We start from the raw sequence: 24,230 nt of genomic DNA on the forward strand, positions 1-24,230 counted from the left end.
GTTGGTCATTTCACTCCCTCGGACGAAGCAAAAAGCGCTTCTCTGTCAGGAGTTCCAATGTCCAAAGATTCTGAGCGAGCCACTTTCGCTTTTTAATAACATTTGTTACAATAGTAAAAATAGAGGAGGGACGTTATATGCCAAAGGGTACAGGTAAGGTTATTGCGCAAAATAAAAAAGCATTTCATGATTATTTCATCGAAGAAACATACGAAGCAGGGCTTGTCCTTCAAGGAACGGAAATTAAGTCGATTCGCGCTGGACGCGTGAACTTGAAAGATGCGTTTGCACGTATACATAATGGTGAAGTATGGGTTCATAATATGCATATTAACACATATGAACAAGGGAATCGTTTCAATCACGATCCGCTTCGTACAAGAAAGTTACTTCTTCATAAGAAAGAAATTGATAAGCTAGCAGGTTATGCAAAAGAAACAGGTTATGCATTAATTCCAGTTAGAATCTATTTGAAAAATGGATTTGCGAAAATGGCACTTGGTTTAGCAAAAGGTAAGAAGCAATATGATAAGCGTCACGATTTAAAAGAGAAAGAAGCTAAACGTGAAATTGCACGCGTGTTCCGTGATCGTCAAAAGATGTAATACAGATATTTACATTTGTAAAACGGCGCGCGTATGATATAATAACTTATGTAAGATTGTTGCACATTGAAAAACAGCTCTTAGTAGCTATCACGATATTTCTTCGTATGCTCCATTTTTATCATGGGGACGTTACGGATTCGACAGGGATAGTTCGAGCTTAGGTTGCGAGTCGAGGGGATCGGCCTCGTTAAAACGTCAAAGCCTATAATTGGCAAACAAAACAATCTTTCTTTAGCTGCTTAATTGCACTAAAGGTTCCTCCCTCCATCGTCCATGTGGTAGGGTAAGGGACTCAAACTAAGTGGACTACGCCGGAGTTCGCCGTCTGAGGGCGAAGGAAGAGAACAATCAGACTAGCAACTTGGAAGCCTGTCGATAGGCTGAAGAGTTCGCGAAATGCTAATATATCGACTACACTCGTAGAAGCTTAAGTGCCGATATTTTTGGACGTGGGTTCGACTCCCACCGTCTCCACCAATACATAACTGTTTGGTGGTTTTTTATTTTGTATGATATGAACCATAACTTTGCCAGAGTGGCGGGGATATGGTTCTTTTTGTTTTGTGGTTTGATAAAATGCTTAAGTTGAGGACGGTACCCTTGAAACAGAAACTGAGGGAATCGTTATTGATAATAAGCAGCTAGATAATATAGTTGCTCTTAATGATTAAATAATATGTATTTAAATCTTCATATGTTTTGTGTTTTCATCCATATCTATTGTAAGATTATATAGAGTTCTCCTAATAAGCTGTTATAGTGGATTTTTTAGGAATTTAAAATTTATAAATCTTAAATTATTTTTTCGGGATAATTTTTATCTAACTAAGTTATATTGAAGTAGAGGTGAACCATCGGTGAAGCAGGTGTTGGTAATTAAGAATGAACGGTCTTTAGCAAAGAAAATCGTAAGCGGTCTAACGCAAGAAGGCTATTTCATTTTAAAACTTCACAATGAAAACCAAGGTTTAAATATAATATATGAACAAGATTGGGATATTATCGTATTGGATTGGGATTCATTAAGTATATCTGGACCAGAAATTTGTAGACAAATACGATTAGTTAAAACGACACCGATAATTATTGTGACCGACAATATTTCTAGCAAGGATTGCGTAGCAGGGTTACAAGCAGGAGCAGATGATTATATAAGAAAACCATTTGCGAAAGAAGAATTAGTAGCAAGGGTTCAAGCTATTTTAAGGAGAAGTGACTGTATCCAGCAAAATGAGACAAACTTTTTTCAGTTTAAAGATCTCTTTGTTGATGCATCTAGCCATATTGTGAAAAAAGGTGGTAAAAATCTCTCGCTTACGAAGCGCGAGTACGATTTACTTGTATTTTTAATTAAGAATAAAAATACAATATTGAGCCGTGAAATGCTTTTGAATCAGGTTTGGGGATATAACGTAGTAGTCAATCCAAATGTAGTAGACTTATATATTGGGTATGTAAGAAAAAAGTTAAAGTGCGAGAAAAAAGAGAGATATATTGAAACGATACATGGCAGAGGCTATTCAATGGTTGAATGATAAAAATAAGATAATAGGTAAAGTACAGTTTGTCATAATAGAAAAAACGAGTAAAACTATTTCATACAGTTTTACTCGTTTTTTCTATTAAACCTGATAATCAAATAGTTTCTGTGAAATATTAGAAGACGGAAACTATAAAAAGAAGATTGCTACCAGGCAATGGATTATGAAAAATTAGCTATTAATGGGCATTTTTTTGCAGTAGAAATCATGGTTTATAAGGTGCCCAATCTATTGATTAGTACGTGTGGGGGATGACTCTGGTGCGCATTAGATGAGACTGTATCTAATTTATGTTTAGTTTTATTAACTCACACCATTCACAAGATTTTCACATAATTAATGACTATACTTATTAACAGGATATTCAAATGAAAATGATTATCAATAGCGATTTAGATGCATAAAGGTTACTATCTAATTTAATCTATGGACGTTATCATTTTCGAACTAAATTACATTATAAGGAGTATACGTATGAAAAAAACTATGCTTTTAAAATTAGTAAGTATTTTAGCAATTTTCACTTTAATGTTAGTAGCTTGCTCAGATTCAAGTAAGGAAACTTCGAAAGCTAATAAAGGTGATAGTAGTGATAAGCCAAAAACAGTTGAAATCACTGATGCACATGGAACTGTTAAAGTCCCTGTAAATCCAAAAAATGTAGTTGCTTTGGATAATAGAACTTTTGAAACTTTAGCTGATTGGGGAATTAAATTAGCGGCTGCTCCAAAGGATGTAATGCCTGCAGATTCAGCATATGTAAAGGATAGTAAAGTTCAAAATATTGGAAATCACCGTGAACCAAATCTTGAAATTATTGCAGCGGCAAACCCTGAACTTGTAATCGTTGGTCAAAGATTTGCTGGCCATTACGAAGAGATCAAAAAATTAGTGCCAAATGCAGCTGTTATTGATCTTAATGTTGATGTTTCTGAGAAAGCTACTAAGCCTGGAGAAAACTTAGTAAAAGGGCTTAAAGATTCTACAATTTCTTTAGGAAAAATCTTTGATAAAGATAAAGAAGCTAAAAAATTAGTAGCTGATTTTGATAAATCTATTGAAAATGTAAAATCTGCTTATAATGGAAAAGATAAAGTTATGAGTGTTATCGTTACTGGTGGGAATATTGGTTTTGCAGCTCCTCACTCTGGTCGCGTTTGGGGACCAATGTATGAAATTTTCGGTTGGACTCCAGCACTAGAAGTATCTAATTCTACTGCAGGTCATAAAGGTGATGACGTTTCTGTTGAAGCTATTGCACAAACAAATCCTGATTGGCTTTTCGTATTAGATCGTGATGCTGCAACATCTGATGCTGCTACTTCAGCTCCTGCTAAAGATGTTATTTCTAAATCACCTGCTCTTCAAAACACAACTGCTGTTTCTAAAAAACAGGTTGTTTATGCACCAGAAGATACTTACACAAATGAATCAATTCAGACTTACATAGAGTTATTTGGTAATATTGCAAAAACTTTAGCTAAGTAGTGTAAAGGAGTACGAAACAGTGTCAAAAAATATGATTTCTAGGGTTGAGAATACTTCTCAACCCCAGTTTTATAATCACAATAAAATATGGACAAAACCTTTTATAATAGCGATTATGATTGTTATAATTTTAGGGATTATATCACTGTTTACTGGAGTTTATGATATACGCGGACAAGAGGACGGAATGGAGATGTTTTTTATAACTCGTGTTCCGAGAACAGTTGCATTAATGCTTACTGGTGCTGCAATGGCGATGGCAGGACTCGTAATGCAACTCATTACACAGAATCGTTTTGTTGAACCTACTACAACGGGGACTATTGAATGGTCAGGCTTAGGCCTGCTTTTTGTATATTTATTATTTCCTGCCCCGACTTTAGTTCAAAGAATGACTGGTGCAATCATTTTTTCTTTTATAGGAACTATGATTTTCTTTTTATTTTTAAGAAGAGTTAAACTTCGTTCGTCTTTAATTGTCCCGATTATCGGATTGATGCTTGGAGCAGTTATTTCTGCAGTGTCTACTTTTTTGGGACTCCTTTTTCAAATGACGCAAAGTATTGAAACCTGGTTTGTAGGTTCATTTGCTAACGTTCAGGTTGGAAGATATGAATATTTATGGCTGATTGTTATCATTACTTTGCTTATTTTTATGTATGCTAATAGATTGACTTTAGCTGGACTAGGAGAAGATGTCGCAACAAGCCTTGGAGTTAATTACAATAGAATTGTTCTTTTTGGGACTGGCCTTATCTCTGTTGCAGTTGGAATTGTTGCAGCTGTTATTGGACACTTACCTTTCTTGGGATTAATTGTTCCAAATATTGTTTCAATGTTTAGAGGTGATGATCTTAGGAGTAATTTACCTTGGGTATGTGTGATCGGAATGGGGACAATAACTGCCTGTGACATCATTTCTCGAACAATTATAAAGCCGTTTGAAGTACCTGTTTCTTTAATACTTGCAACAGTGGGAGCAGTCGTGTTTATTACTATTTTATTGAGACAAAGAAAACCAAGGAGGCTACGATGATCACATTAGAATATAGAAATAAAGAAAATGTCGAAATCGATTCTAGCCTTCATAATGAAAGTAGATCAGCTAGTGCTTTTCGTTCTAAGAAGGAAGCAAGACGTTATTGGATTTTACTGATAACATTGATTGCTTTAGGCCTCCTTTCTTCATATGGACTTTTAGTTTATAACAATCCAGTTCCGATAGATTCACCTTCTTTTATCCCAGTTGTTAAGAGAAGGATAGTAGCTATTGTTGCTATGATTATTGCTGCAGTTTGTCATAGTTTGTCGACAGTTGCTTTCCAATCTATTACGAATAATAAAATTATTACTCCTTCGCTTTTAGGTTTCGAATCACTTTATTCAGCAATTCAAACGAGTACAATATTCTTCTTTGGTGCTAGTGCATTGATAAATTTTAGTGGAATTGGATCATTTTTATTCCAAGTTGTTGTTATGGTCTTCATGAGTTTGATACTTTATGGATGGTTACTTTCCGGTAAATACGGGAATTTACAACTTATGCTTTTAGTTGGAATTATTATTGGTACCGGGCTAAATTCTGTGTCAACTTTCATGAGAAAACTACTTGCGCCTTCAGAGTTTGATATTTTACAAGCAAGGTTATTTGGTTCTGTTAATCATGCAGATCCTGCATATTTTCCTATTGTAATTCCTATGGTCATAATTGTAGCAGTATTAATTTTGGCTCATTCTAAGAATTTGAATGTTTTGTCACTAGGAAAGGATGTTGCTACTTCTTTTGGGGTTAAATATCAACCTAGTGTAATTTATACGCTTGTATTAGTAGCTATTTTAATGTCCATCTCAACAGCTCTAATTGGGCCACTTACTTTCTACGGCTTTTTAGTAGCAACTTTGAGTTATCAGGCGGCGTCAACTTATGATCATAGATATATTTTTCCAATGGCTTTTGCTATAGGATTTTTGATAATGACGAGTGCATACTTTTTAATGTATCATGTATTCCATGCTCAAGGTGTAGTTTCAGTTATTATCGAATTATTTGGTGGAATAATATTCTTAACTATAGTTTTAAGGAAGAGGGCTTTATGATAAAAATTGATAACGTTAAAAAGTTCTATACTGATAAGGTAAAAATAGGACCTTTAGATATTGAAATACCAAAAGCGGGCTTTACTTCTTTAATTGGACCAAATGGAGCTGGAAAGTCAACGACACTTTTGATGATTGGAAGACTCTTAGATATGGATGAAGGTCAAATTCAGGTAGCGAATATGGATGTTTCTGAATCCAAATCAAAAGACTTAGCAAAAGTTTTGACTATATTGCGACAAGAAAATCATTTTGTAACGAGGCTTACTGTTAGACAACTAGTTGGATTTGGGCGCTTTCCTTATTCAAAGGGAAGGTTAACTAAAGAGGATGAATCTATTATTTCTAAATATATCGATTTCTTGGATTTAACTAATTTAGAGAATAGATATTTAGATGAGCTTTCTGGTGGTCAAAGGCAAAGAGCATATGTAGCGATGGTATTGTGCCAAGAGACTGAATATGTACTTTTGGACGAGCCTCTGAACAACCTTGATGTTGCTCGTTCTGTTCAAATGATGGAGCATTTGAGACGTGCAGCTAATGAATTCGGAAGAACAATTTTGACTGTTATGCATGACATAAATTTTGCTGCTAAATACTCTGACAAAATTTGTGCTATGAAAGATGGACAAATTGCTGCTTTTGGAACAGTAGAAGAGGTTATGGACCCAAAAATTTTGAAAGATATTTTTGAAACAAAAATAGAAATTATCAATGGTCCTTATGGTCCGATCGCTGTTTATTAGTTACAAAATGTAAAAAATGAGTATGCAAAAAAACTAATAGAAAATCAAATTATATATTGTAGCTTGCGTAAATCATGCCAGCTACTCTAGTTGAAGTTGCTGTCTGTATTTTATAGGCAGCAGCTTTTTTTAATGCGATTGCCCATGATAACTCTTAATGTTTCTGGCTGCTCGTAACAGTCCCACAGGTATTTCATTACTTCCAGTCCTGCGACGCTTCCAACAATAAACTTGTAAATTACTCATAAAATGCAAAGGAATGCTTCACCTTTTCAAGTATCTACCAAACGAAAAATTTATCTCTGTATAACTTTTTATAAGAATTCAGCTTGTTTTTTTGTATGCAATATTGCATATAAGAGTGTATTGATAAAAGTGTAAGGGGTCACTATAATGAGGGCATAAAGATACATCACATTTTCGTAGCAATAAAAAAGGAGGAAATAATATGGAAATCGCAATGGCAGTTTTGAAATTTGTAGGTGGCGTAATCCCGTTAATTCAAGAACTTTTAAAAGCATTTATGTAGGTTTATTAGTTAGCTATCATTTATCAATCATTATCATATCTTACTAAAAAAGAACGGGGTGATTTTTCTGAATATTAAGAAAAACACTAAAAGAAGAAAGTTCCTTGCGTGTTTATTAGTTAGTCTATGCACTATTAATTATTCATCTATTTCCTTCGCAGAAACACAAGCAGGTAATACAACTGATGTAACCAAAAATGCTAGTGGCATTGATACTGGTATAGCAAATCTTAAATATAATAATCAAGAGGTTTTAGCTGTAAATGGTGATAAGGTAGAGAGTTTTGTTCCGAAAGAAAGTATCAATTCAAATGGTAAATTTGTAGTAGTGGAACGCGAGAAAAAATCACTTACAACTTCACCAGTCGATATTTCGATTATTGATTCTGTGGTGAATCGTACGTATCCAGGAGCGGTACAACTTGCAAATAAAGCTTTTGCAGACAATCAACCGAGTTTATTAGTGGCTAAGAGAAAGCCTTTGAATATTAGTATAGACTTACCTGGCATGAGAAAAGAAAATACAATTACTGTCCAAAATCCGATATATGGTAATGTGGCTGGAGCAGTAGATGGTTTAGTATCTACTTGGAATGAAAAGTATTCTAAAACACATACGTTACCTGCAAGAATGCAGTATACAGAATCTATGGTTTATAGTAAATCACAAATCGCAAGTGCCCTTAACGTTAACGCCAAATATCTTGATAACAGTCTAAACATTGATTTTAATGCGGTTGCAAATGGAGAGAAAAAAGTGATGGTAGCGGCATATAAGCAAATATTTTATACCGTAAGTGCTGAACTACCTAACAATCCATCCGATCTTTTTGATAATAGTGTTACTTTTGGGGAGTTAACTCGTAAAGGTGTAAGTAATTCGGCTCCGCCTGTTATGGTCTCAAATGTAGCTTATGGTAGAACTGTTTATGTAAAATTAGAAACAACATCTAAGAGCAAAGATGTACAAGCTGCTTTTAAAGCCCTACTTAAGAATAATAGCGTCGAAACGAGTGGACAGTACAAAGATATTTTTGAAGAAAGTACTTTTACTGCTGTAGTATTAGGCGGAGATGCGAAAGAGCATAACAAGGTTGTTACTAAAGATTTCAATGAAATCCGAAATATCATTAAAGATAATGCTGAATTAAGTCTTAAAAATCCAGCATACCCAATTTCATATACAAGTACTTTTTTAAAAGATAATGCAACTTCTGCTGTTCATAACAATACAGATTATATCGAGACGACAACTACAGAATATTCAAGTGCTAAAATGACACTGGATCATTACGGTGCTTACGTTGCGCAATTTGATGTATCTTGGGATGAATTCACATTTGATCAAAATGGTAAAGAAGTACTAACACATAAAACATGGGATGGTAGCGGCAAAGACAAAACGGCTCATTACTCTACAGTTATCCCTCTTCCACCAAATTCAAAAAATATAAAAATCGTAGCAAGAGAATGTACTGGTCTTGCATGGGAATGGTGGAGAACAATTATTAATGAACAAAATGTTCCATTAACAAATGAAATAAAAGTTTCAATTGGAGGAACAACATTATACCCAACTGCTAGTATTAGTCATTAGGTATAAAAAGGCGCCCTGTAAGCAGGGCGCTTTTTTACTTAGTCACAAATTTTACTCTTTCCAAAACTGTTCCAATAGAATGACAAGCATGGTACCCACAAGTAATCCATTACTTAAAACATATTGTAAGGAAGAAGGAATTCCGCTAAATGCACTTTCTGGAAGAAACATTATTCCCAAACTGATTAATAATGAAATTCCTAATATAGTTAATCGGCGTTGATTTAATTCTTCACGTAAAATGGATTGAAATGAAATGCCTATTACTTGGACAAATGTTGCTAAAAGAGCAGCATTAGCAATAGGACCTGGTAGCAAGGATATAAAGTTTACAATTGAAGGAATAAAAGAAATTCCTGCTAATATAAGACTTGCTATAAGGAACGACTTCACTTTTCTTTGTCCTGTTAGTTGAATAAATCCTGCTGATGCAGGTAATGGTACAATTCCAATTGTAGAAAACAACGACGAGATAATATGCGATATACCTCCGGCCCACACGCCGCGGTTCAGTATTTGCTTTTCATTTTCTTTAGATGACGGAGCCACTTGTTTTACAGCCGAAATAGCAGCGATTGTATTTGCAACTAAAAGAAATGTAAATAAAGTTGCAGTTAGAGCCATTCCAATATCTAATCTAGGTGTGCCCCAAGAAAATAGCTCTGGTAACTTAACTAACGGTGTGTGTGAAGGCATATGAGATGATTTTCCTAATACAGCATACAAAAGCGAACCACATGAAATTCCAAGTAACACAGCGTAACTTTTCATCCATCCGTTCCCTTTAATTGATAAGAAAGTAATAAGGGCAAAAACAAAGAGAGCAATAGCAGCCGTTGTATAATCAGGATGAGTTACAGCTCCTTGTAATCCCATCATTCCTTTTAGTAACACACCACTAAGCTGAAGGGATAATATTAAAAGAAAAGTTCCTGTAACCAAGGGTGTAAATAAACGTAGAATTCGATGAACAAGCCCTGTTATACCAAGGACGAAGAGTAATATACCTGCAATAATTAATCCGCCTTCTAGAAGTTGTAATACATCCTTTGCACTTTGTCCCTGATGCATAGCGACTTGTCCCAATATGACAAATATACTTACCCATGAACCGGCTGGCCCATCCGCTATGGGATAGCGATGCCCAAACCATGCTTGTATAAATGAACTTACTCCTACAACTAAAAAAGTTCGTTGCATTAATGTTGAGATATCTTCTATTGATAAATGGAATATGCCACCAATAATGATAGGCAATGCAATTGCATTTGCTAATAAAAACACAAACCACTGTAGAATACTAAAGCTCGTATCGACGTATTTTTTATTCATATTATTCTCCCTTGTATAAAAAGAATCTCATAGTAAAAATCCATCCTTTCTACACAGCTAGATTAAAAAGGATGGATTTTATAAATCTATAAAATCACTTTAATTATATAGATAGATTTTTAATTAATTACCATGTACGGAACGGTAAGAATTTCCCGTTAAGTGTAATCACGATACGAGGGTCGCCACCTTTTGGATCTTCTTGTGTGTCCACACCTAGATTGAAGTTAATTGCACTCATTACACCTTCGCCAGCTTTTTCTAGAATTAATTCTCTAAGAGTTGGTGCGTATTGTAACATCATTTCATATAATCGATATAAGATTGGGTCAGTAGGAGGCATTTGCATTACTTGACCTCTAAGTGGAACTACTGTTAATGCTTGAACTACTTCTTCATCTAATTCTAATAGTTTACCGATTTTTTCTGCTTCTGGACGTGTCATTGTAGCTTGTCCTAATAACGCTGTTACAACCCAAGTCTCAGAGTTTTCACTTACTTTTGAAATTTCTTCCCATGTTAAACCTTTTGCAATTTTTGCTTCCATAATTTTTTGCGTAGCTTCTTGTCTATTCATATCTAATAACTTCCCTTCATTTAAGTAATAATTAATTTTTCATACCATTTGATGCTTTATATCCATCAACTATTAAGTCTAATTTACCTGTGTGAGGATCAATAACTAAACCATGTACAGGAACATCTTTTGGAATAAGTGGATGATTTCTTACTAAATCAACATTAGCTTGAGTTGAACCGTTGACATCATCGAATCCAAATAACCATTTTTCAAGGTCAACACCAGCATATTCAATCGCTGATAAAATTTCTGGTGAAGCTACTCCGCGATCTAATATTTTTTGAAGTGTTCCTTTTGGATTAGTTTGGCTCGCACCACATCTTTGGTGTCCGATAAGGAAGATTTCATCTGCATTTAAATCATATACTGACGCTACAACACTTTGCATAACGCTATCGAAAGGAGAAGCAATTTTACCACCTGCATTTCTGATAACTTTTGCATCACCATCGTGTATATCTAAAGCTTTTGGAAGTAGCTCAATTAAACGAGCATCCATGCAAGAAACAACAACCATACGTTTTTTAGGCATTTTTGTCGCTTCACAAGGAGCGTATTCCTTATTTTCTACAAATTGTTCATTGAACGATAGGATTTCTTGTAATAACATATTTGTAACCTCCTTTAAATCTAGATGTATTTTTTTGTTGCGTCCTCTATGTTATAAGTGAATATAACTGATAAATAATGTGATGTAAGAGGATAAACTAAGTATAGTGAATTGTATCGATAAGCAGAATAAGCTGGCGAAACACTTTCTGGCTTTCTACTTTCACGGTGAAAGGATTGGTTTATATCATTGATCAAACAGATTTTGAGATACTAAAATTATTAGGAGAAAACTCAAGAATACAATGGAAAGAACTTGGTCAGAAAATACATATGACGGGGCAGGCTGTAGGAAATCGAATTCGAAGGTTAGAGGATTTAGGGATTATTGAGCAATACACAATCGCAATAAACCGAATCAAATTAGGACAAGTAGTGACTGCATTTGTTACTTTGTTCGTAACAACAGCTAATCATCAAGAGTTTATGAATTTCTTTCAAGGAGAAGAAGGAATTTCTGAAGTACACCGTATAAGTGGTGAGGGGTGTTATTTATTAAAAACACATTTCGCTTCTAATGAAGAATTGGATAACTTTCTGGGGCGACTATTAAAGTATGGGAATTATCGTGTTAACCTATCGATAGGGAAGTTAAAATAAACTTTCTGCAAGTTTATGGTTCTTTTTGCTGGTGGGAAAGAGATGGTTCCAAAAATAAAAGGATTATCTCTTATTAAATAAGAGATAATCCTTTTATTTGTTTTTAATAATTATTGATTATTTTACATCTGATTTTTCTTTTTTCATTATTTGCTTTTGACTAGTGAAGGGAACTTTTTTAACATCAAAACCCCTGCGCTGTATGCAACAGGGATTCTATTATTACTTATCTGACGGTATGATCCTATTTCATTTTATAGCTTATTTAGAAGAATCATGTACAGGTTTTGATTTAGTGTCCTCAGGCATTTCAAAGGTTTGATTATGGTTAGATTTCACATCTTCGTTAGGAATTGCTGGCACTGCGTCTTCAGGTGAATTATGGATTGGCGAAGAAGTTGTTGTTCCATCTACACTTGTTGTAACTGACATTGGTTGATTTTGATCAATTTTTCTACCTTTGTCCATCTTTTTTGCGGATTCTTTTTCACTTTTATTTGTTTGTTTCCATTCTATTTTTTTATTCGATTCTAGTTTGTTCGTTTTCATATCTTCTGTATCTACTGCACCACCCGCTAATAATCCTGTACTTAAAAGTGTTCCTGCTAATAATGTTTTAAACATTTTCCATTACCTCCTTGTTTAAGATTACATTTAGCATAAAACAAGTATCTGGAGTTTATTTGGAGTTCATCTAGATTTTATGTAAGTTTTGCATGTAGGGGCACCATACGAAAAAAGAAAATTGTGCGTTTGGACAAAAAGTAGCCGATTCCCTGTATGTTAAGGAACCGGCTACTTTCTATACTACCTTTTTATGTTTATGAAATTAAAAATGATAGAGTAGAAATCATGTATGAAATAAATGTAAGTAACACAAGGAAGAATATAAGCAGGGTATTGGATACACATCGTTCTATTCTTTTTTTCATTTAAATTTACTTTATTTTTTCAATTTGGTAGGATCAATTTGAAGTTGACTTTTCCAAGAACCAGATAATTTTCCAATCCTGCTTATATTTACATCTAATGTAAGTGGTTGTTTGAAAGAATCTTTCCCTTCAGGACCTTCGATAAATGTAATGACACCTTCTGGTCTATCCTTAAAACGAATACCTATATGCTTTAATTCTTCACCGGATGCTTTTAGTTCTAATGGTCCACCATTTGCTCCTTGAATAAATGCTAATTGTCCGAAGTACCCATTTTTCTTATACTCTGGGTTTTTTTCTTGTTGACCATTTACTTTGCCATCATCTTTAAGTTGTAACCCCGTTGTATCAAATTCAAACGGTACTACATTTCCATTTTCTTTTTCAATTTTGTAATGAACGGATATACGTGCATCCGCTACATATAATTCTTTCAGATGTACTGTAACACCTTGATCTGTAATCTTTTCATCAAGAGGAATAAATTGCCCTTTTGTAACGTCTCTTCCTTCATCAATAATCGTATCATTTGAAATTGCATTGGAAAAATAAGAGGCAACATCTGTAGCTGCCACTCGAACTTGTGGAATCATGGCTGTTGAAAAAAGCCCTGCTACCGCTACTGCTATATACATGAAACGTTTTGATTTTTTATTCATATTTGTAAATAATCCCTTCTTCTGTTCAGGTTTTTGATTGATATAAGAAACATCTTCTAATTTTGCGCGATTTTCAAATGCTTTCCACGCTTGGTCTACATCAATTTTGATTTCCTTTGATGAATGTACTATTTCTTCCTCTAACATGACATTTTCCCATTGATTTAATTTGCTAATTTCTAGTAATAAGTCTTGGCATGCGTTACACGTATCTAAATGTTTTGTGAATTCTTTTCTTGTCTCATAAGGTAATTCCCCATCCATATATGCTTGAATAAATCCCACATCATAACAATTCATTTATTACGCCTCCTCTAACTGTTTATAAATCTTACGAAACTTTTGTTTGGCTCGGACTAATAATGTTCCAATAGAAGATATGTCGATTTGAAGCACTTCGGCAATTTCCTTATACTGAAAACCAGAAAATTTCATCAATAAAATGGTTCGATCCCGTTCATCCATGTTACTGAGTACCATTTGTACCTTTGTAATTTCTTCTTGTCTAATCCAGTCATCATCTAATGATGAAATATGTTGTACTTCATGATATTGTATGGTTTTATCTACTCTCGCCTGATGTCGTTTTTCAGATCGTAGATATTTATACGCTACATAAGTAGAAGATTTTATTAGCCATCCAGGTAAGTGTTCAATTCTCTTCCAATCGTTGCGATATAGCTGTAAAAAGACTTCTTGGGCTAATGCTTCAGCGATAGTCTGATTTTTGACAATCCATACGATCTGTTTCACAACGTAAACATAGTTTTGTTTAAACAAATCTTCAAATGTCACATCCGAAAAAGGGCTGTCTTCTTTTTTTATTTTTAACATGTCAGTTAAAACCTCACTCTCATTTGATGCCTGTATTATAGAGAACCCGGAATAACGGGTTTTGTGACAAAATTTTTTATTTTTTTATTATGTACGAAAAAAATATTCATCTGTTAAGGTGAAAAAAGGATGGCAGTGTTCGAGTTGTAATAGTGTTTCTAACTATGCACATAAGTGTATTTTACAAGATTAAACACGTCTTATTGAAAAGGCGATTAATAATAGTGAGTTGGAAGAGCTTCTGAATGTGCAATTAAGCTCAATCGTGAAAAGGTTACTTCAAGTATTGGAAGTTCTATATACCGGTGAGAGTAAAGGGAGGAAGTATGATTTAACTTCTTTCCAATGATAATTTTGCTATAATAAATACGTACGTATACGAAGGGGAGTTTAAAGAGAAAATGAAATCATTTAATATCGATCATTATATAGCTAGCGTGTTACAGTGGATATTAAATATAGCTCTAATTATATTATCCATTGTTTTATCTATCTTTTTAATTAATGAGACAATCACGTTTATTCAATACATATTTTCGGCGAAGAAGTATACATCTTATAAATTAGTTGAAAGTATCATTGTCTACTTCTTATACTTTGAGTTCATCGCATTAATCATTAAGTATTTTAAATCGAATTATCATTTTCCGTTACGCTATTTTATTTATATCGGAATTACGGCTTTAATTCGATTGATTATTGTATCTCATGAGGAACCGATGGAGACGTTATTATATGCAGGATCCATTCTTGTTTTAGTCATTGCTTTATACATATCAAATATGAGAGATTTGAGAAAAGAGTAGTAGTGCAGACATCAGTTTGCACTACTTTTTCATCTTGACCTTCAAGTTACTTGAAAGTTTACAATGTAAATAGGGCGTTTGAAATCGAAAAAAATTGAGAAATTAAGTGAAGAGGTTATTTTACTTGGAGGTTATAGAAATGAATCAGGAATTAAAGTTACGTCCTTTAGAACGGGAAGATTTAAAGTTTGTACACGAACTTAATAATAACGCACATATTATGTCTTATTGGTTTGAAGAGCCGTATGAGGCATTTGTAGAACTACAGGATTTATATGATAAACATATACATGATCAAAGTGAACGCCGTTTTATCCTGGAGAAAGATAATGAGATGGTTGGATTAGTCGAGTTAGTGGAAATCGATTATATTCATCGAAGAACTGAATTCCAAATTATTATTGATCCGAATTATCAAGGACATGGTTATGCAGCGGAAGCGACGCGTTTAGCGATGGATTACGCTTTTTCTGTATTAAATATGCATAAACTTTATTTAGTTGTTGATAAAGAGAATGAAAAGGCTGTACATGTTTATAAAAAGGTTGGATTTATCGTGGAGGGTGAGTTACAAGACGAGTTTTTCGTTGATGGTAACTATCATAATGCGATAAGAATGTGTATGTTCCAGAAGCAATATTTTGAAAATAAGTAGTTGAATTATTTGGAAGTAATCTTGACGCTTCATAAAACCGTATGCTAAAATCCCTTTTAAGTATTAAGGAAGGTGCAGAACATGCTTTATATAAAATTTGTAAAACTCATTAGAAAACTTTGCTCCGCACAAATGTATACGGTGAAGCGTTGTACGGAGCTTAATCAAGGGGTATAAATCCCCGATATTCATCGGCTGAATAACTTTTCTAAAAAAGTATAGTTTATCTATGCTTATTTGGTTTTGGTTTTTAGCTGATGTATAAAATAGATTAAGGGGCCATAGACAATGCTTTGTCTATGGCCCTTTGTGTATATTATTCCGATGAGTTTTTAAAATAAATTGGAGTAGTATAGGAAAAAACCACGAAGCAGAGGGCTAGTGTCGAATGACGCTATCTCTCTGCTTTTTTTAATTTCAGGAAAAGAGGAATACGAATGAGTTTACTTAAAGTTGAAAGTTTATCACATAGTTTTATAGATAAAGCCTTATATGAAAATGCTTCTTTTGATTTGCATAAAGGAGAACATATGGGGATTGTTGGACAGAATGGTGCGGGGAAAAGTACGTTAATGAAAATATTGATTGAAGAAATAATTCCTGATAAGGGAGACATAAAGTGGCAGCCTAATATTCAAATTGGGCATCTTGATCAATATACAGAAATTGATGGAATTTATACCATTTCACAATATTTAAAGAGAGCTTTTCATGATTTGTTTGAAATGGAAGATAGAATGAACAAATTGTATGAAGAAAGTGCTATGACAGGTGATCCTGACAAATTGTTAAAAGCGGCCGCATATCAAGAACAACTTGAGGCTCGTGATTTTTATTCGGTAGATAGCACAATTAATAAAATTGCAGCTGGCTTAGGTGTTAATGCTATTGGCATGAATCGTATAATCGCTGAACTAAGCGGGGGACAACGTGCAAAAGTAATTTTAGCGAAGCTTTTATTAGAAGAGCCTAATATTTTATTACTAGATGAACCGACGAATTTTCTTGATAAAGAGCATGTGGAGTGGCTTGCTAATTATTTAATGAATTTTGAAGGGGCTTTTATTGTAGTGTCACATGATTTTGATTTTCTGGAAAAAGTGACTTCTTGCATATGTGATGTAGAGTTTGGAACGGTTAAGAAGTATTACGGAAAATACTCAGATTTTGTAAGACAAAAGAAGCATTTGCGAAAAGATTATATTCGCCAATATCATGCACAACAAAAGAAAATTGAAAAAACGGAAGAGTATATTCGTAGAAATATTGCTGGAGTGAATTCAAAAATAGCGCAAGGACGTAGAAAGCAGTTGCAACGTATGGAAAGAATTGCGCCACCAAGTTTTACTTATAAACCGTCTATTCATTTTCGGGAACTTCCTATTTCAGTTCAAACAGTTCTTGAGGTAAATAACCTTGAAGTTGGTTATGACTTTGCTCTCTTACCAAAATTGAATTTCTCAGTAATGGGTGGGCAAAAACTTGTTATTACAGGGTTCAATGGAGTAGGGAAATCTACTTTATTAAAAACAATCGTTGGCACTATTGCTAGTATTTCTGGAGAATTTCACTTCTCAGAGCAAATAAAGATTGGATATTATGAACAAGATTTAAATTGGAGCAATGATTCTTTAACGCCGCTTCAAATTATTTCAGAACAGTTTCCTAAACTGAATATGAAGGAAATACGTCATCATTTAGCTGCGTGTTGTGTGAAGGATACTCATGTTTCGCAAGAAATTCATACGTTAAGTGGTGGTGAACAATCGAAGGTGAAACTGTGCGGATTATTATTATCACCGTGTAATTTTTTAATCTTAGATGAGCCGACGAATCATTTAGATGCAGAAGCGAAGGAATCTTTGCAAAAGGCATTAATTCAGTTTAAGGGTAGCATCATACTCGTATCTCACGAAGCAAGTTTTTATCATGGTTGGGCAGATAGTATTTTCAACATAGAGAGCGGTTTAATTGAGGAGAGTAAAAAAGATGATAAATGATAATGATTGGAAAGTGAAAATAATAATGTTTTTGACCGCTCAAACGATTTCGTTGTTCGGTTCATCTCTCGTACAGTACGCGATCATATGGTATATCACCCTTACAACATCATCAGGAGTGATGTTGACCATTTCAACTGTTTGCGGTTTTCTACCACAAATTGCGATATCTTTATTTGCTGGTGTGTGGATTGATCGTTATGACCGTAAAAAGATGATTATGTTATCGGATGGGATTATAGCGATTGCTACGTTAGTTTTGGCAATTTTATTTTTAACAGGATATAAAAGTATTTGGATGTTTTTTATAGTATTACTCATTCGCTCAGCTGGTACAGGGGTACAAACACCGGCTGTGAATGCGTTAATCCCACAAATTGTTCCGAAAGATTATCTTATGAAAGTAAATGGGATAAATAGCAGTATTACATCTATAATTATGTTTCTTTCTCCAGCAGTAAGTGCTGCAATTCTTTCTATTGCCAGCATTGAAACGACATTTTTTATTGATGTTATTACGGCTATAATCGGAATTAGTATTATGTTTATCATTCAAGTTGAAGGACATGTGAATGTAGAGAGTAAGCAAAAATCTAATCTACAAGGTATAAAAGAAGGGTTTGTTTATTTAAAAGAAAATGTATTTATTAAAAGGCTACTCGTTTTATTAATCATTATCATGATTTTAATAAGTCCAGCTGCCTTTTTAACACCTTTAATGGTAACTCGTTCCTTCGGAGCAGAAATGTGGAGACTTACTGCTAGTGAGATGACCTTTAGTGCTGGTGCAGCAGCTGGTGGCGTACTGATTGCAGCGTGGGGTGGCTTTCATAATCGTATGCATACAACGGCGATAGCCTGTGCGTTATATGGTCTGCTTATGATAGGACTAGGAATTGCACCGATATTTATTATGTATTTAGTCTTTAATTTTTTAATTGGTATAACAATGCCATGTTTTAATACGCCAGTTACTGTGTTATTGCAGGAGAAAGTAGATCCAGTTATGCATGGCAGAATGTTTAGCCTCGTACAAATTGCAAATTCATGTGCTTTGCCTTTGGGGATGATTATATTTGGCCCTTTGGCTGATGCGTTTAGTGTAGAAATTTTGTTAATTTATGCGGGGATATTAGTACTATTGTGCGCAATTTATGTTGTATTAAGTAGGAGATTTGAAGTGTAAATATTTATGATTTAAAAGGTTTGCGAGGCAATTTAAGATGCTTCGTAGACCTTTTTCATTTCACTTGAGTCAACAATTATTTATTGTTAAACGATAAATAATTGTTGACTTGTAATGTAGTTGGATTTATTATGATGGTAGTAAGAATAGTGAAAAGGAATACAGAAAATTAATTATGAAATTGAAGGAGAATATATTATGAAAAACAAATATTTATTAGCGGCTAGTCCGATGTTTTTAGGAGTGTTATGTATAATTATGTTTAATATAATTGGTTCGGAAGTGAAGCCGGATGGAACTTTAGTGGAACCATTTTTCTTAATTCCATTAGCTTATTTATTTGTTTTTACTGGAATTATTGCGATTTTGTTCATGGCTATTTTCTCGATGCTTCAAAAAAAGAAAGCATGCTAAAGTGAAAAGACCGTATATTTACGGTCTTTTCGCTTTAGTATGGAGTAGGAAGCGGGGATCCTGGTGGTCTCCACCAAGATTCAACGGTTTTCCAAGCGGTGTTATAATCGTAACCTCTTCCAAGTAAGTAGCCGATAGCGACAGCTTCGGTTAATGCGTGTTGATAGCCGAGATGAGCAGCTTCACGTAATCCGTGAGAAACAGCAGGACCAATTATAGCGATTGTTTGGTGTTTTAGTGGATTTTGGGGATGCCAATGTTGATCTCGATAATAGTTATCTTGAGTAAAAGGCTGTTGTTCGTAGAAACTCATATTCTCACTCCTTTTCATATATTTGTGGGCATTTATATACTCTATGAAGGTGTTTGATGTATGGGTTGGGCTAAAAACATGTTTTATGTAAATTTAAAACACTTGCATTGTATGTGAACATAACATGTAAAAGGAATTCATTCTGTATAAAAAGTGAGCTGAATAATGATGAACCATCATTTTTACACTGGAAGACAAGTAGGTCCGGCTATTACAATGGCCGGGGCACAGATGACAATTCAGGCAGTGCATCAGGCTATTCAGATGCAACAACAAGCACAAGTAGAGCAAATGATGCAGAGTCAGTATATACCGTATACACAGCCTCCGATGCAAATCGTACATTATAATGTGTATCCAGCTGGTTTATTTTCAATTCCATATGGCGGGACATACTTTTTATGAAAGAAAGCGACTGATAAAAGAGTCGCTTTTTTATATTCCACCTAACTTCATCCCAAGGAATGCGAAGATGATACCAATCATATAAGTAGCACTTAAATATAAAAATAGTACGCCAAAGTTTTTGCGGTTGAAAAGCTGAACAGACTCTAATTTAAACGTTGAAAATGTAGTGAAGGCGCCCATAAATCCTGTGCCTAATAATAGTTGCCAGCTTGTAGTTATTCCTTTGCCAATTATATATCCGAGTAAAAAGGCTCCTGTTATATTAATGAGGAATGTAGCAATTGGAAATGAAGTTTTATTTCTCTCTTTAAACCAATTACTAATTGCAAATCGTGTAATGGCACCGAAGAATCCTCCGACTGCTACTAATAAAGTGTTAATCATGATTTTTCACCTTCCCCAAGGCGTTTTTGTAGTGAAAGATCACCAAGTTTATAGCCGAGTCCAGACATAATTAGACCACCTAGCATGCTGCATAATACATACAAAAAGGCGATACCTAGCTCAGAATGATTGATTAGTTTTACAGTTTCGACGCTAAATGTTGAAAACGTCGTAAATGAACCGATAAAGCCGGTTCCAATCCCTGTGATAACTTCGGAAGGTAAGATGTTTAACCGAGCGATATAGGTGGTCAACAAAGCAAGTAAGAAACAACCAATTAAGTTAATCATTAATGTAGCGAGTGGTAATGAATGATGCCAAAGCGTATCGATAGTAAAACCTAAATAATAACGGGAAAGAGCTCCTAATATACCGGCTATGCCAACAATAATATATTTCAATTTCTTCACCTCTCTAACAGTTTACTCAAAAAAAAATAGACTCCTACCAGTAGTCATACTGGTAGGAGTCATTAGCTAAATAGCAGTTATGGCGAACTCCATCGCCTATAAGTTCTATTTATAGTGTACTAAATATTATTTTGGATTGCCAATAAATATGTTAATGAAAAGTGCGGAAAGTAGGATCTGTATATTCTTTGAATTTGCAATTTCTCTGTTGCGGATTTTAATTACTTTACAATCTTGTCTTCTTAAATGTTAAGATTGAATTTCGAGATAATTGCAGTGAGAGATACAATGATTATTTATTAGCTAAATATAATGATGTAAAGTTTTCTTTATGGTAAAATATTTCTTGTGTCTTTAATCTATCTTAATTTAACTGAAAATACAGAAAAATGGTATTTTACAAAAAAGGGGTCATGTGTTTTGAAGAAATTTTTAAAAATAGTATTAATATTTATTTTAATAGTAGCTGGTATTCTAGGTGGCTTTTTAGCTTATATGACACTTACAAAAGAGCAACCAGCGAATGTTTTAGACGTAAAGGTTGAAAATAACAAAGAGCGTGTACTGCAGCCGGGAAATGAATTTAAAGTTACAACATTTAATATTGGATACGCTGGATTAGATAAGGATCAAGACTTCTTTATGGACGGAGGAAAAGGTTCCGGTTCAAGTAGTAAAGAACAGACTGAAGTGAACTTAAAAAATATGCTTTCATTTTTACAAAATGAGAATAGCGATTTTACATTGTTACAAGAAGTTGATATAAAATCCCACCGATCATTTGATGTAAATGAGCATGAGTTTTTGAAAAAAGGATTATCTGATTATGCTTCGTCATTTGGGAAGAACTACGATACTAAGTGGGTTCCTGTCCCAGTCACAAAACCGCTGGGATATGCTGAGAGCGGATTAAGTACATTTTCTAAATACACAGTTCAAACAGCAACGCGGTTCCAACTACCAGGAATGGAGCCTTGGCCGAAGCGTTTATTCGATTTAGATCGAGCGATTGTTGAACATAAAATTCCTGTTAATAATGGAAAGTATGTTAGGCTCGTAAATGTACATTTATCTGCTTATGATGAGGGCGGAAAAATTAGAAAACAACAAGCAGAGTATTTAAAAGAATATATGAACAAGTGTTATCGAAATGATGATTACGTAATATTAGGTGGAGATTGGAACCAGTTACTTTCTAATGTTCAATTAAGCGATCCTAAGTTTGTGAAAGAGCGTCCTGAATGGCTAGTAGAGTTACCAAAGGACTTTGCGGACGGAGGATTTCAATGGGCTGTAGATCCATCTGTGATGACTGTAAGGGATGATGTGAAGAAATATGTGGAAGGTGAAAACTTTGTCACTATTATTGATGGCTTTATCGTTTCACCGAATGTCGAGATTGTAAATGTACAAGGCAAAGACTTAAAGTTTGAAAATAGTGATCATAACCCAGTTAGTGCGGTATTTAAACTGAAATAATTGGTATGTATAAGTGTAGAAAGTAATATGTTAAAGGCTGTCACATGCGGTTAATTAGCAAGAGGAGTCGTTAAAGAATATTTTAGAAAAACAATTTCACTTTAAAAGAGCGCAAATGATGTGCTCTTTTGCATTTAAACGACTACTTGATAGGAATTTAATTGCTTTTCTCCGCATTTTCTGCCAAGCTTAAGGAGAAAAATACTTCGAAGAAAGAAATATATAGGTGACGCATATGATTGAAGTTAAGACTTCTGACCTTAGTGATGGAGAATTTAATAGAGGTGTATTTGCAACTCGTGATATTAAAAAGGGTGAGTTGATACACTCAGCACCAGTTATCTCTTATCCGAATGAACAGCATGAACACATTGAGAAAACGTTACTTGCTGACTACGCATTTGAGTATGGGGTAAATCATACGGCATTCCTTTTAGGATACGGCATGTTATTTAATCATTCATATAAGCCGAATGCAACGTATGATATTGTCTTTGAGAATCATACGTTTAACTTCTTTGCTTTCAAAGATATAAAAGCGGGAGAAGAGATTCTAATCAATTATAATGGTGAAGTTGATGACGATGAGCTATTATGGTTTGATAAGGAAAAAGAAGAGAACGAAAAATAATTTAATGAGTATAGAAAGGGTGCATTCTGTGGAATGTGCTCTTTTTTATTGATGAAAATAAAGTAAAGATTACAAAAAAATACCACTTTTCTTTCGTATGGTATAGTAAGATATTGAAGGGTATTACTTTGAAAAACCTATATATTTTACAAATTGTTGTCTATATGGTTACATGTCAAGTTTAGTAGCCCATTTGGGTTGCTTTATTATGCGATATATATTTTAATATGAGTGGAACCTCTTATAATTTAAGAGGTTTATAGGTGTGCTTTATGTACACTGTATTCACCACGTTAGCTGTTGTTTTGTAATGCATTTTTACGTGGGGATATTATGGACCCGTATATAGCGGGATAAAAAGATTATAGAAATAGAGGAATCGTAAAATGAATATGCAAGAGGTTTATAAATATTTAAGTACGGTATTGCCTGAAGGTCATGTAAAGAAAGATGAAATGCTAAAAGATCATACGCACATTAAAGTGGGTGGGAAAGCAGATGTATTTGTTGCGCCTACTAATTATGATGAGATTCAAGAAGTGATAAAGTATGCTAACCAATATAATATTCCAGTTACGTTTTTAGGAAACGGATCGAATGTTATTATTAAAGACGGTGGTCTTCGTGGGATCACAGTAAGTTTAATTCATATTACAGGTGTTACTGTAACAGGAACGACGATTGTAGCACAGTGTGGTGCAGCAATTATTGATGTATCACGTATTGCATTAGATCATAATTTAACGGGTCTTGAGTTTGCTTGTGGTATCCCAGGTTCAGTTGGCGGAGCGTTATATATGAATGCTGGTGCTTACGGCGGTGAAGTATCGTTTGTATTAACAGAAGCTGTCGTAATGACAGGTGATGGAGAGCTACGTACTTTAACGAAAGAAGCATTTGAATTTGGATATCGTAAGAGTGTATTTGCGAACAACCATTACATTATTCTTGAAGCGAGATTTGAGCTTCAAGAAGGTGTGCGTGAAGAAATTAAAGAAAAAATGGATGATTTAACGTTTAAACGTGAGTCAAAACAACCTTTAGAATATCCTTCATGTGGTAGCGTATTTAAGCGCCCACCAAATAACTTTGCTGGTAAATTGATTCAAGAATCAGGACTACAAGGTAAGCGAATTGGCGGAGTGGAAGTTTCTGTAAAACACGCTGGATTTATGGTGAATGTTGATAACGGAACAGCACAAGATTATATCGATTTAATTCATTTCGTACAAACAACTGTTGAAGAAAAATTCGGTGTGAAATTAGAGAGAGAAGTAAGGATTATTGGAGAAGATCTACAGTAATCTTTGAATAAAAAACGTATAAAAGTATGAATTATTTCGAAATAACATTTGGTTATTGTTGACAATTTTATTTTGATTCAATATA

The 24,230-nt window shown here is 34.2% G+C and carries 26 protein-coding genes, 1 other RNA gene and 1 riboswitch; of the genes, 18 read left to right on the top strand and 9 right to left on the bottom strand.

All coding sequences use genetic code 11. The features are described 5' to 3' along the window. The first annotated feature begins 137 nt into the window (after nucleotides 1–137). From smpB to alo, 8 genes are all read left to right on the top strand, one after another. On the top strand, nucleotides 138–605 hold the full coding sequence (gene smpB, locus ABH957_RS20375; protein ID WP_002089531.1) for an SsrA-binding protein: 468 nt from the start codon (nucleotides 138–140) through the stop codon (nucleotides 603–605). Nucleotides 606–730: 125 nt separating this feature from the next. Further along, nucleotides 731–1,085, top strand: a transfer-messenger RNA (tmRNA) gene (ssrA, locus tag ABH957_RS20380). Between the two features lie 380 nt (nucleotides 1,086–1,465). Beyond that, nucleotides 1,466–2,143, top strand: a complete 678-nt coding sequence (locus ABH957_RS20385; protein WP_404454572.1) for a response regulator transcription factor — start codon at nucleotides 1,466–1,468, stop codon at nucleotides 2,141–2,143. A 480-nt stretch (nucleotides 2,144–2,623) separates the two neighbouring features. Beyond that, the gene (locus ABH957_RS20390; RefSeq protein ID WP_002144931.1) at nucleotides 2,624–3,637 is read left to right on the top strand and encodes a siderophore ABC transporter substrate-binding protein; all 1,014 of its coding nucleotides are present in this window, start codon (nucleotides 2,624–2,626) and stop codon (nucleotides 3,635–3,637) included. Between the two features lie 19 nt (nucleotides 3,638–3,656). Further along, a complete protein-coding gene (locus ABH957_RS20395) occupies nucleotides 3,657–4,673 on the top strand; it encodes an ABC transporter permease (protein WP_404491655.1) in 1,017 nt (338 codons plus the stop codon). After that, nucleotides 4,670–5,734, top strand: a complete 1,065-nt coding sequence (locus tag ABH957_RS20400; RefSeq protein ID WP_002144933.1) for an iron chelate uptake ABC transporter family permease subunit — start codon at nucleotides 4,670–4,672, stop codon at nucleotides 5,732–5,734. Before ABH957_RS20395 ends, ABH957_RS20400 begins: the two co-directional genes overlap by 4 nt. Further along, nucleotides 5,731–6,483: an iron ABC transporter ATP-binding protein gene (locus ABH957_RS20405; RefSeq protein WP_404512121.1), complete on the top strand. Its 753-nt coding sequence runs from the start codon at nucleotides 5,731–5,733 to the stop codon at nucleotides 6,481–6,483. Before ABH957_RS20400 ends, ABH957_RS20405 begins: the two co-directional genes overlap by 4 nt. Nucleotides 6,484–7,070: 587 nt before the next feature. Then, nucleotides 7,071–8,609, top strand: a complete 1,539-nt coding sequence (alo, locus tag ABH957_RS20410) for an anthrolysin O/cereolysin O family cholesterol-dependent cytolysin Alo (RefSeq protein ID WP_404512123.1) — start codon at nucleotides 7,071–7,073, stop codon at nucleotides 8,607–8,609. Nucleotides 8,610–8,660: 51 nt separating this feature from the next. On the opposite strand, the gene ABH957_RS20415 is transcribed toward alo, so the two are convergent. From ABH957_RS20415 to ABH957_RS20425, 3 genes are all read right to left on the bottom strand, one after another. Then, nucleotides 8,661–9,941: a purine/pyrimidine permease gene (locus ABH957_RS20415; protein WP_404454563.1), complete on the bottom strand. Its 1,281-nt coding sequence runs from the start codon at nucleotides 9,939–9,941 to the stop codon at nucleotides 8,661–8,663. Nucleotides 9,942–10,068: 127 nt separating this feature from the next. Then, complete coding sequence (gene cynS / locus ABH957_RS20420) at nucleotides 10,069–10,518, bottom strand: cyanase (protein WP_001081567.1); 450 nt, start codon at nucleotides 10,516–10,518, stop codon at nucleotides 10,069–10,071. 31 nt (nucleotides 10,519–10,549) lie between these two features. Beyond that, entirely contained in the window at nucleotides 10,550–11,131 is a 582-nt protein-coding gene (locus ABH957_RS20425; RefSeq protein ID WP_404512125.1) for a beta-class carbonic anhydrase, read from the bottom strand. Between the two features lie 167 nt (nucleotides 11,132–11,298). Here ABH957_RS20425 and ABH957_RS20430 point away from each other — a divergent pair, with 167 nt between their 5' ends. Next, the gene (locus ABH957_RS20430) at nucleotides 11,299–11,730 is read left to right on the top strand and encodes an Lrp/AsnC family transcriptional regulator (protein ID WP_002096214.1); all 432 of its coding nucleotides are present in this window, start codon (nucleotides 11,299–11,301) and stop codon (nucleotides 11,728–11,730) included. A gap of 261 nt (nucleotides 11,731–11,991) precedes the next feature. On the opposite strand, the gene ABH957_RS20435 is transcribed toward ABH957_RS20430, so the two are convergent. From ABH957_RS20435 to ABH957_RS20445, 3 genes are all read right to left on the bottom strand, one after another. Next, nucleotides 11,992–12,354: a hypothetical protein gene (locus tag ABH957_RS20435; protein ID WP_404442026.1), complete on the bottom strand. Its 363-nt coding sequence runs from the start codon at nucleotides 12,352–12,354 to the stop codon at nucleotides 11,992–11,994. Between the two features lie 319 nt (nucleotides 12,355–12,673). Next, nucleotides 12,674–13,621 carry a DUF4179 domain-containing protein gene (locus ABH957_RS20440; protein ID WP_404491659.1) on the bottom strand — a complete coding sequence of 316 codons (948 nt, stop codon included), beginning with the start codon at nucleotides 13,619–13,621 and terminating at the stop codon, nucleotides 12,674–12,676. A 3-nt stretch (nucleotides 13,622–13,624) separates the two neighbouring features. After that, a complete protein-coding gene (locus ABH957_RS20445) occupies nucleotides 13,625–14,155 on the bottom strand; it encodes an RNA polymerase sigma factor SigX (protein ID WP_404512127.1) in 531 nt (176 codons plus the stop codon). A gap of 401 nt (nucleotides 14,156–14,556) precedes the next feature. Between ABH957_RS20445 and psiE the strand changes: the two genes are divergently transcribed. The 5 genes from psiE to ABH957_RS20470 all read left to right on the top strand — a co-directional run bounded on the left by psiE (nucleotide 14,557) and on the right by ABH957_RS20470 (nucleotide 19,216). Beyond that, on the top strand, nucleotides 14,557–14,961 hold the full coding sequence (gene psiE, locus ABH957_RS20450) for a phosphate-starvation-inducible protein PsiE (RefSeq protein WP_002129862.1): 405 nt from the start codon (nucleotides 14,557–14,559) through the stop codon (nucleotides 14,959–14,961). A gap of 139 nt (nucleotides 14,962–15,100) precedes the next feature. After that, entirely contained in the window at nucleotides 15,101–15,616 is a 516-nt protein-coding gene (speG, locus tag ABH957_RS20455; protein ID WP_404442019.1) for a spermidine N1-acetyltransferase, read from the top strand. Nucleotides 15,617–16,053: 437 nt separating this feature from the next. Beyond that, nucleotides 16,054–17,616, top strand: coding sequence for an ABC-F family ATP-binding cassette domain-containing protein (locus ABH957_RS20460; protein WP_404491660.1), 1,563 nt, complete (start codon nucleotides 16,054–16,056; stop codon nucleotides 17,614–17,616). Beyond that, nucleotides 17,609–18,802: an MFS transporter gene (locus ABH957_RS20465; RefSeq protein WP_404491696.1), complete on the top strand. Its 1,194-nt coding sequence runs from the start codon at nucleotides 17,609–17,611 to the stop codon at nucleotides 18,800–18,802. The genes ABH957_RS20460 and ABH957_RS20465 overlap by 8 nt, the downstream gene beginning before the upstream one ends. Nucleotides 18,803–19,000: 198 nt before the next feature. Further along, nucleotides 19,001–19,216 carry a DUF3955 domain-containing protein gene (locus tag ABH957_RS20470; protein WP_078175877.1) on the top strand — a complete coding sequence of 72 codons (216 nt, stop codon included), beginning with the start codon at nucleotides 19,001–19,003 and terminating at the stop codon, nucleotides 19,214–19,216. A gap of 34 nt (nucleotides 19,217–19,250) precedes the next feature. Here the strand turns inward: ABH957_RS20470 and ABH957_RS20475 are convergent, their stop codons facing one another. Next, entirely contained in the window at nucleotides 19,251–19,529 is a 279-nt protein-coding gene (locus ABH957_RS20475) for a hypothetical protein (protein WP_002144954.1), read from the bottom strand. A 165-nt stretch (nucleotides 19,530–19,694) separates the two neighbouring features. On the opposite strand from ABH957_RS20475, the gene ABH957_RS20480 reads away from it, so the two are divergent. Continuing rightward, nucleotides 19,695–19,934, top strand: a complete 240-nt coding sequence (locus tag ABH957_RS20480; protein WP_404454549.1) for a DUF3947 family protein — start codon at nucleotides 19,695–19,697, stop codon at nucleotides 19,932–19,934. Between the two features lie 30 nt (nucleotides 19,935–19,964). On the opposite strand, the gene crcB (ABH957_RS20485) is transcribed toward ABH957_RS20480, so the two are convergent. Further along, nucleotides 19,965–20,321 (bottom strand): fluoride efflux transporter CrcB, encoded by a 357-nt coding sequence (gene crcB / locus ABH957_RS20485; RefSeq protein ID WP_404442009.1) that lies wholly within the window; start codon nucleotides 20,319–20,321, stop codon nucleotides 19,965–19,967. Next, entirely contained in the window at nucleotides 20,318–20,722 is a 405-nt protein-coding gene (crcB, locus tag ABH957_RS20490) for a fluoride efflux transporter CrcB (protein ID WP_404454546.1), read from the bottom strand. Before crcB (ABH957_RS20490) ends, crcB (ABH957_RS20485) begins: the two co-directional genes overlap by 4 nt. A 55-nt stretch (nucleotides 20,723–20,777) precedes the next feature. Beyond that, a riboswitch (Fluoride riboswitch) is annotated at nucleotides 20,778–20,837 on the bottom strand. A gap of 314 nt (nucleotides 20,838–21,151) precedes the next feature. Here crcB (ABH957_RS20490) and ABH957_RS20495 point away from each other — a divergent pair. The 3 genes from ABH957_RS20495 to murB all read left to right on the top strand — a co-directional run bounded on the left by ABH957_RS20495 (nucleotide 21,152) and on the right by murB (nucleotide 24,145). Continuing rightward, nucleotides 21,152–22,210 (top strand): endonuclease/exonuclease/phosphatase family protein, encoded by a 1,059-nt coding sequence (locus tag ABH957_RS20495; RefSeq protein WP_404454543.1) that lies wholly within the window; start codon nucleotides 21,152–21,154, stop codon nucleotides 22,208–22,210. Between the two features lie 235 nt (nucleotides 22,211–22,445). Continuing rightward, entirely contained in the window at nucleotides 22,446–22,841 is a 396-nt protein-coding gene (locus tag ABH957_RS20500; protein WP_404512129.1) for an SET domain-containing protein, read from the top strand. A 386-nt stretch (nucleotides 22,842–23,227) separates the two neighbouring features. Then, nucleotides 23,228–24,145 (top strand): UDP-N-acetylmuramate dehydrogenase, encoded by a 918-nt coding sequence (gene murB / locus ABH957_RS20505; RefSeq protein ID WP_404442002.1) that lies wholly within the window; start codon nucleotides 23,228–23,230, stop codon nucleotides 24,143–24,145. Nucleotides 24,146–24,230: the final 85 nt, after the last annotated feature.

Source organism: Bacillus sp. RC242, from assembly GCF_044908245.1.
Classification (GTDB): domain Bacteria; phylum Bacillota; class Bacilli; order Bacillales; family Bacillaceae_G; genus Bacillus_A; species Bacillus_A mycoides.